Raw genomic sequence first — 6,549 nt, 5'->3', positions numbered from 1 at the left:
TTGGTTAGAATACCTGCCTGTCACGCAGGGGGTCGCGGGTTCGAGCCCCGTCCGTTCCGCCACCCTATTAGGGGCGTAGTTCAATTGGTAGAGCACCGGTCTCCAAAACCGGGTGTTGGGGGTTCGAGTCCCTCCGCCCCTGCCAGAAAACGATCCTTTGCTTCGGCAAAGGATTTTTTTTGCCTTTAAAAAAGCAAAAATAAAAACCAGCTAAATCTAACTGGCCTCTGATCTTCCCTGCTAACTGTCCTGCCTGCAAATTCAGCTGTTTTGCCTGACCAGAATCGGGAATTTAAGTAACTGACGGATATGTGCCTGCTGATCGCTGTTCTGCAACCAGACAGCATAGAGTGGACGAACGGCTACGGGCGTATCCGGAATCACCATCAACTCACTGTACACACTCTGCCAGAAGTCCGGCAGAAATGCGCACGCTCCGGTGGTATGCAGCAGTTCACGGGTAACATGTGCCGACGTGGTGGTTAGTACCGGCACATCATCAGCTCCGGAGAGATAGCTCTGATGCTGATGAAAATCTGCTCCCCATTCCAGCTTAATATAATCATATTTTTCACGCTTCTCGCTCTGCCGGGCGCAGAAAAGCGCCAGTGAAATATGACCAATCTGCTGACTGGTTAATTCATCCATCTTAGGCGCTTCAGTGGTGATCAGCAGATCCAGCTGGCGCTCATGGAGTTGCTTAACCAGCAGATGTCGTTGTGCCACGCGCGCTTCTAAATGCAGGCTCTCCCGATTCTCGTAGAGCGTCTTTAGCCATGGCGTCAGATAAGCCTCCCATAGTGATGCACTGGCACCTATTGAAAGCTCATGGTGCTGCTGAGTGTGTGAGACCTCCTTCTTCGCCATCATCCAGGTGCTCATCAGGCTTTCAGCATAGGGGAGCAGTCGCTCTCCGGCCGCCGTCAGACGTATGTTATTGCGATGCCGTGTAAAAAGGTTAACGCCAAGCTGATTCTCTAACTGACGGATGCGAAAACTGACAGCAGATTGCGTGAGGTAAAGTGCTTCTGCAGCACGCCCGAAATGGCGAGTTCTGCTCACTTCCAGGAAAGTTTTCAGTAATTCCGTATCCACAGCGTTCTCCCAAAAAATGTTTGTCGTATAGATTTAAATGTTTTGTTTTACACTCTGTCAAGCCTATCTAATACTCCGCGCCATTAACAGCACGGCATTAGAAAATCAGGAGCGTGTAACATGGCGGAAAGCTTCTCAACAGAGAATCGTTTCTTTGATAACAAACATTACCCGCGTGGTTTCTCACGCCACGGTGACTTTACTATTAAAGAAGCTCAGCTTCTTGAACGCCACGGTTTTGCCTTTAATGAGCTGGATTTATCAAAGCGTGAGCCTGCAACCGAAGAAGAACGTTTGTTTATTGAAGTGTGTCGTGGCGTGCGTGAGCCGCAAACGGAAGCTGAACGTGTATGGTCTAAGTATATGACCCGCATTAAGCGTCCTAAACGTTTTCATACGCTGTCTGGCGGTAAACCGCAGATGGACACCGTTGAAGACTTCACCGACAGCGACGATTAACAGAGAAGGGGCGAAAGCCCCTTTTTTTATTGCAGGCTGTTATGCAGATGGATCATTAATCGATCTATCGTGCGATAGCTGACAGCTTCCTGCAGATGATGCCGGGTGATGTCTGCTTCCCCAGCCAGATCGGCCAGGGTACGCGCCACTTTTAAAATCCGCTGCCATGCCCGTACAGATAAACCCAGTTTTTCCAGCACTGACTCCAGCCACTCCGCATCCTCTTTAGCCGGCTGACACCAGCGCATAATCTCTGCATTGTTTAAATGCGCATTTATTTTTCCTGCACGAGCCAGCTGAATGTCACGCGCTGCGACCACCCGATGACGAACCTGCTCAGATGCTTCCGCTTTGGTGCGCTGACCGCTGAGCATGCCGCTGGGGAGTAGCGGCACCTCCAGCGAAAGATCAAAACGATCAAGAAAGGGGCCGGATAGCTTACTGAGATAACGCAGCACCTGCTGCGGTGAGCAGCGGTTATGCTGTCCCTGATAGTGTCCGGTTGGACTTGGATTCATCGCAGCAATCAGCTGAAACCGGGCTGGGTAGGTAACTTTTGCCCGAGCGCGTGAAATAGCGATGACGCCCGACTCTAATGGTTCGCGCAAGGAGTCCAGCACCTTGCGATCAAATTCCGGTAATTCATCCAGAAACAGTACGCCGTTATGCGCCAGGGAGATCTCACCGGGCCGTGGCAGTGAGCCGCCGCCAATCAGAGCATAGAGAGAGGCGCTGTGGTGAGGTGACCTGAAAGGCCGGGTGCGCCACTGTCGGTGCAGGGTATTGCTGTTCACCAGGCTGGCGATTGCCGCGCACTCCAGTGCTTCCTGATCGCTTAAGGAGGGCATGATGCCGGGCAACCGGGTAGCGAGCATGGTTTTACCGGTGCCAGGGGGCCCGATCAGCAACAGGTTGTGCCCGCCAGCCGCAGTGATCTCCAGTGCTCTGCGTCCCTGTTCCTGACCAATGATATCAGCGAGATCGTCAGCAGGTGCATCGCCCTTATGCTCAGGATATTGGGCTGTTGGTAATGTGAGTTCATTGCGCAGAAAGCCGCACACTTCGCTGAGGTGAGAGGCAACCAGCGACGATCCCTGACGGATTAGTCCGGCATCACACTGATTCTCAGTGGAGAGGACCAGCTGTCGTCCAGCCTGAATGGCTACCATGGCCGCGGGAATCGCGCCTTGTACACCGCACAGTGCGCCGTCGAGTGCCAGCTCACCCAGAAACTCATAGTGCGTCAGTTTGTCGGCAGGAAGCTGCTCAGAGGCGACCAGAATGGCAATCGCCATGGGTAAGTCATACCGCCCGCCCTCTTTGGGTAAATCTGCGGGTGCCAGATTGATGGTGACGCGTTTTGCCGGGAAGGCAAAACCGCTGTTGATAATGGCGCTGCGCACCCGCTCACGCGCCTCTTTCACCGTGGTTTCAGGCAGGCCCACCAGCGTTAACGCAGGCAGTCCGTTACTGATGTGTGCTTCGATAGTCACCAGCGGGGCTTCCACTCCCAGCGCTGCCCGGGTCAGAACTTTTGACAATGACATACTCGCTCCTTGTTAACGTCAGTCTGGTGACAGCATCAAAGGAAAGCCAGGGCATCATCAGCACTGTTCGGGTCATCGCACAACCTGTCAGAAGTTTTTGCACGGCCTGTTAAAACGCTGCGTGTCTGCTCGCAAATTCACCAAAACATTATTACGTCAGTAAAGTGATGAATAATTATCATCATGTAATTATTTCTTGTATTACAAATTGATAGGCCGCGATTTAGCGCAACGCGCTAAAAAAACTCTGTAAAAAAAGTTGTATCATGCCCCCTGACTATGATAACTCTGTAGGCATTACTTCGAACAAGCGAAAGAATTGAATAACACATGAAAGCCCTTCTACAAGTGATTAGCCTGGTCGTGATTAGCGTGGTGGTGGTTATTAACCTACCGTGCGGGGCAACGCTTGGAGAAAGAAAGGCTTAAAAATCAAGCCTCGAATCCGAAAAAACCCCCGCACCGAAAGGTCCGGGGGTTTTTTTTCGACCAGAGGAAATATCAGTAAATCCACAAGGAACAAACAATGAACAGTAGCATAAAATTCTGTTGTTCCGGTCAGGACACAGGAGAATAGCGATGACAGGTGCACAGTGGGTAGTTCAGGCTTTACGCGCGCAGGGTGTTGATACCGTATTCGGTTACCCTGGCGGCGCAATCATGCCGGTATACGACGCGCTCTACGATGGCGGCGTGGAACACCTACTGTGTCGTCACGAGCAGGGCGCTGTGATGGCGGCGATCGGTTATGCGCGCTCAACCGGCAAAACCGGCGTCTGTATCGCCACCTCTGGCCCCGGCGCAACTAACCTGATTACCGGTCTGGCAGATGCCATGATGGATTCGGTTCCGGTGGTTGCCGTAACGGGTCAGGTCTCTTCCGCTTTTATTGGTACCGACGCCTTTCAGGAAATCGACGTACTGGGCTTATCGCTGGCCTGCACCAAACACAGCTTCCTGGTCGAATCGCTGGATGAGCTGCCCGCCATCATGGCAGAAGCCTTTGCGCTGGCGCAGTCGGGCCGTCCGGGTCCGGTACTGGTGGACATTCCTAAAGATATTCAGATTGCGCAGGGAGAACCTGCCCCGCATCTGGTTCCGGTAGAAGAGGGAAATGCGCTGCCGCATCAGGCGATTCAGGAAGCACGCGCACTGATGGCGCAGGCCAGAAAACCAATGCTCTATGTTGGTGGAGGCGTTGGTCTGGCACAGGCTGTTCCGGCACTGCGCGCGCTGGCAGAAGAGACCGGCATCCCGGCAGTGGCCACCTTAAAGGGGCTGGGCAGTGTAGACCCCCACAGCGAGGTTTATCTCGGCATGCTGGGGATGCACGGTACTAAAGCCGCCAACCTGGCGGTGCAGAGTTGTGACTTACTGATTGCGGTCGGTGCCCGTTTCGATGACCGCGTGACCGGCAAGCTGGACACCTTTGCTCCCCATGCCAGCGTAATTCATCTCGATATCGATCCCGCTGAGTTAAACAAATTACGTCGTGCACACGTCTCTCTGCAGGGTGATCTCAACGAACTGCTGCCCGCCCTGAGTCAGCCTCTGCATATCAACGCCTGGCGTGATGAGATGAAAGCGCTTAAGGCCAGTCACCCATGGCGCTACGACCATCCGGGCGAAGCGATCTATGCACCGCTGTTGCTCAAGCAGCTTTCCGATCGCAAACCGGCCAATACCGTAGTGACCACCGACGTCGGTCAGCATCAGATGTGGACGGCGCAGCACATGGCATTCAGCGCGCCGGAGAACTTCATCACCTCCAGCGGCTTAGGCACCATGGGCTTTGGTTTACCCGCCGCCATCGGTGCGCAGGTTGCACGCCCGGAAGATACGGTTATCTGTGTCTCGGGCGATGGCTCTATCATGATGAACATCCAGGAGCTGGGCACCATCAAGCGCGGCAAGCTGCCGGTCAAAATCGTGCTGCTGGATAACCAGCGTCTGGGCATGGTGCGTCAGTGGCAGCAGCTGTTTTTCGATGGCCGCTACAGTGAAACCAATCTGTCCGACAACCCCGACTTCCTCACGCTGGCCAGCGCTTTCAATATTCCCGGCCAGCGCATTACCCGTAAAGATCAGGTCGACGCCGCCCTTGATGCTCTGCTGAACAGCGAAGGTCCTTACTTCCTGCATGTTGCAATTGATGAGCATGAAAACGTCTGGCCACTGGTACCGCCGGGTGCCAGCAATGCAAACATGATGGAGAAAACTGTATGAACCAGCATCAATTGTCTATCGAAGCCCGTTTCCGCCCTGAAATATTGGAGCGCATTTTACGCGTAGTGCGTCACCGCGGTTTTCAGGTCTGTTCTATGAACATGGCCTCAGTCGCCAACGCAGAAAACATTAATATTGAAATGACCGTTGCCAGTCAGCGCTCCGTCGATTTACTGTCTTCGCAGTTAAGCAAATTGATCGACGTTGCATGCGTTCAGATTCAACAACAGACAACACAACAAATCCGCGCTTAGCCGCGAGAGGGAATAACAATGAGCACGAAGAAAGCAGACTTTATTTGGTTCAATGGCGAGATGGTTAAGTGGGAAGAGGCGAAGGTCAGCGTCATGTCCCATGCGTTGCACTACGGTACGTCGGTATTTGAAGGCGTGCGCTGCTACGACTCTCACAAAGGACCGGTTGTGTTCCGCCATCGCGAACACATGCAACGTCTGCACGACTCCGCCAAAATCTATCGCTTCCCGATTAAAAGCAGCGTTGATGAGCTGATGGAAGCGTGCCGCGAAGTCATCCGCGTGAACAAACTGAAAAGTGCTTATATCCGTCCGCTGGCCTTTGTCGGCGATGTAGGCCTGGGCGTGAACCCGCCAGATGGCTTCACCACCGACGTGATCATTGCGGCGTTCCCGTGGGGCGCATACCTGGGCGCTGAAGCCCTTGAGAACGGCATCGATGCCATGGTCTCCTCATGGAACCGCGTAGCACCGAATACCCTGCCAACCGCTGCTAAAGCGGGCGGTAACTATCTCTCCTCACTGCTGGTGGGCAGCGAAGCCCGTCGTCATGGCTATCAGGAAGGCATTGCGCTGGATACCAATGGCCTGATCTCAGAAGGTGCAGGCGAAAACCTGTTTGAAGTCAAAGATGGCGTGCTCTTTACCCCGCCATTTACCTCTTCAGCACTGCCAGGCATCACCCGTGATGCCATCATCACGCTGGCGCGTGATATGGGCATTGAAGTGCGTGAACAGACCCTGTCGCGTGAATCTCTCTATCTGGCTGACGAAGTCTTTATGTCTGGCACCGCGGCAGAAATTACACCGGTGCGCAGCGTTGACCGCATTCAGGTTGGCGAAGGCAAACGTGGCCCGGTGACCAAACGCATCCAGGAGGCCTTCTTTGGCCTGTTCACCGGCGAAACCGAAGACAAATGGGGCTGGTTAGATCCGGTTAACCCATAATCAGATACAGCGCGGGCGTC

7 protein-coding genes and 1 tRNA gene are annotated in these 6,549 nt (G+C 53.8%); 6 read left to right on the top strand and 2 right to left on the bottom strand.

Going from position 1 to position 6,549, the window contains the following annotated elements; translation table 11 throughout:
- Positions 1-69: 69 nt before the first annotated feature.
- Positions 70-145: transfer RNA gene (locus tag EPG66_RS22025), tRNA-Trp, on the top strand.
- Between the two features lie 116 nt (positions 146-261).
- On the opposite strand, the gene hdfR is transcribed toward EPG66_RS22025, so the two are convergent.
- The gene (gene hdfR / locus EPG66_RS22020) at positions 262-1,095 is read right to left on the bottom strand and encodes an HTH-type transcriptional regulator HdfR (protein WP_182688102.1); all 834 of its coding nucleotides are present in this window, start codon (positions 1,093-1,095) and stop codon (positions 262-264) included.
- Between the two features lie 120 nt (positions 1,096-1,215).
- Here hdfR and EPG66_RS22015 point away from each other — a divergent pair, with 120 nt between their 5' ends.
- Positions 1,216-1,554 (top strand): MaoP family protein, encoded by a 339-nt coding sequence (locus EPG66_RS22015; RefSeq protein WP_010253568.1) that lies wholly within the window; start codon positions 1,216-1,218, stop codon positions 1,552-1,554.
- A 26-nt stretch (positions 1,555-1,580) separates the two neighbouring features.
- On the opposite strand, the gene EPG66_RS22010 is transcribed toward EPG66_RS22015, so the two are convergent.
- Positions 1,581-3,101 (bottom strand): YifB family Mg chelatase-like AAA ATPase, encoded by a 1,521-nt coding sequence (locus tag EPG66_RS22010; protein WP_039389704.1) that lies wholly within the window; start codon positions 3,099-3,101, stop codon positions 1,581-1,583.
- 330 nt (positions 3,102-3,431) lie between these two features.
- On the opposite strand from EPG66_RS22010, the gene ilvL reads away from it, so the two are divergent.
- From ilvL to EPG66_RS21990, 4 genes are all read left to right on the top strand, one after another.
- Positions 3,432-3,530: an ilv operon leader peptide gene (gene ilvL, locus EPG66_RS22005; RefSeq protein WP_072101316.1), complete on the top strand. Its 99-nt coding sequence runs from the start codon at positions 3,432-3,434 to the stop codon at positions 3,528-3,530.
- 150 nt (positions 3,531-3,680) lie between these two features.
- Positions 3,681-5,327: an acetolactate synthase 2 catalytic subunit gene (ilvG, locus tag EPG66_RS22000; RefSeq protein ID WP_039389700.1), complete on the top strand. Its 1,647-nt coding sequence runs from the start codon at positions 3,681-3,683 to the stop codon at positions 5,325-5,327.
- Positions 5,324-5,581, top strand: a complete 258-nt coding sequence (gene ilvM, locus EPG66_RS21995; protein ID WP_008926359.1) for an acetolactate synthase 2 small subunit — start codon at positions 5,324-5,326, stop codon at positions 5,579-5,581. Before ilvG ends, ilvM begins: the two co-directional genes overlap by 4 nt.
- Positions 5,582-5,599: 18 nt before the next feature.
- Positions 5,600-6,529 carry a branched-chain amino acid transaminase gene (locus EPG66_RS21990; RefSeq protein WP_010253558.1) on the top strand — a complete coding sequence of 310 codons (930 nt, stop codon included), beginning with the start codon at positions 5,600-5,602 and terminating at the stop codon, positions 6,527-6,529.
- Positions 6,530-6,549 lie beyond the last annotated feature (20 nt).

The organism is Pantoea pleuroti (assembly GCF_014156615.1).
GTDB lineage: Bacteria > Pseudomonadota > Gammaproteobacteria > Enterobacterales > Enterobacteriaceae > Pantoea > Pantoea agglomerans.
The sequence above is the reverse complement of the archived record's forward strand: the minus strand, read 5'-3'. Positions and strand labels throughout refer to the sequence as shown.

What these genes read in the sequence shown, in the direction of transcription:
- ilvL (WP_072101316.1), top strand. Translation starts at nt 3,432, where the DNA reads ATGAAAGCCCTTCTACAAGTGATTAGCCTGGTCGTGATTAGCGTGGTG.
- ilvG (WP_039389700.1), top strand. Translation starts at nt 3,681, where the DNA reads ATGACAGGTGCACAGTGGGTAGTTCAGGCTTTACGCGCGCAGGGTGTT.
- EPG66_RS22010 (WP_039389704.1), bottom strand. Translation starts at nt 3,101, where the DNA reads ATGTCATTGTCAAAAGTTCTGACCCGGGCAGCGCTGGGAGTGGAAGCC.
- EPG66_RS22015 (WP_010253568.1), top strand. Translation starts at nt 1,216, where the DNA reads ATGGCGGAAAGCTTCTCAACAGAGAATCGTTTCTTTGATAACAAACAT.
- EPG66_RS21990 (WP_010253558.1), top strand. Translation starts at nt 5,600, where the DNA reads ATGAGCACGAAGAAAGCAGACTTTATTTGGTTCAATGGCGAGATGGTT.
- ilvM (WP_008926359.1), top strand. Translation starts at nt 5,324, where the DNA reads ATGAACCAGCATCAATTGTCTATCGAAGCCCGTTTCCGCCCTGAAATA.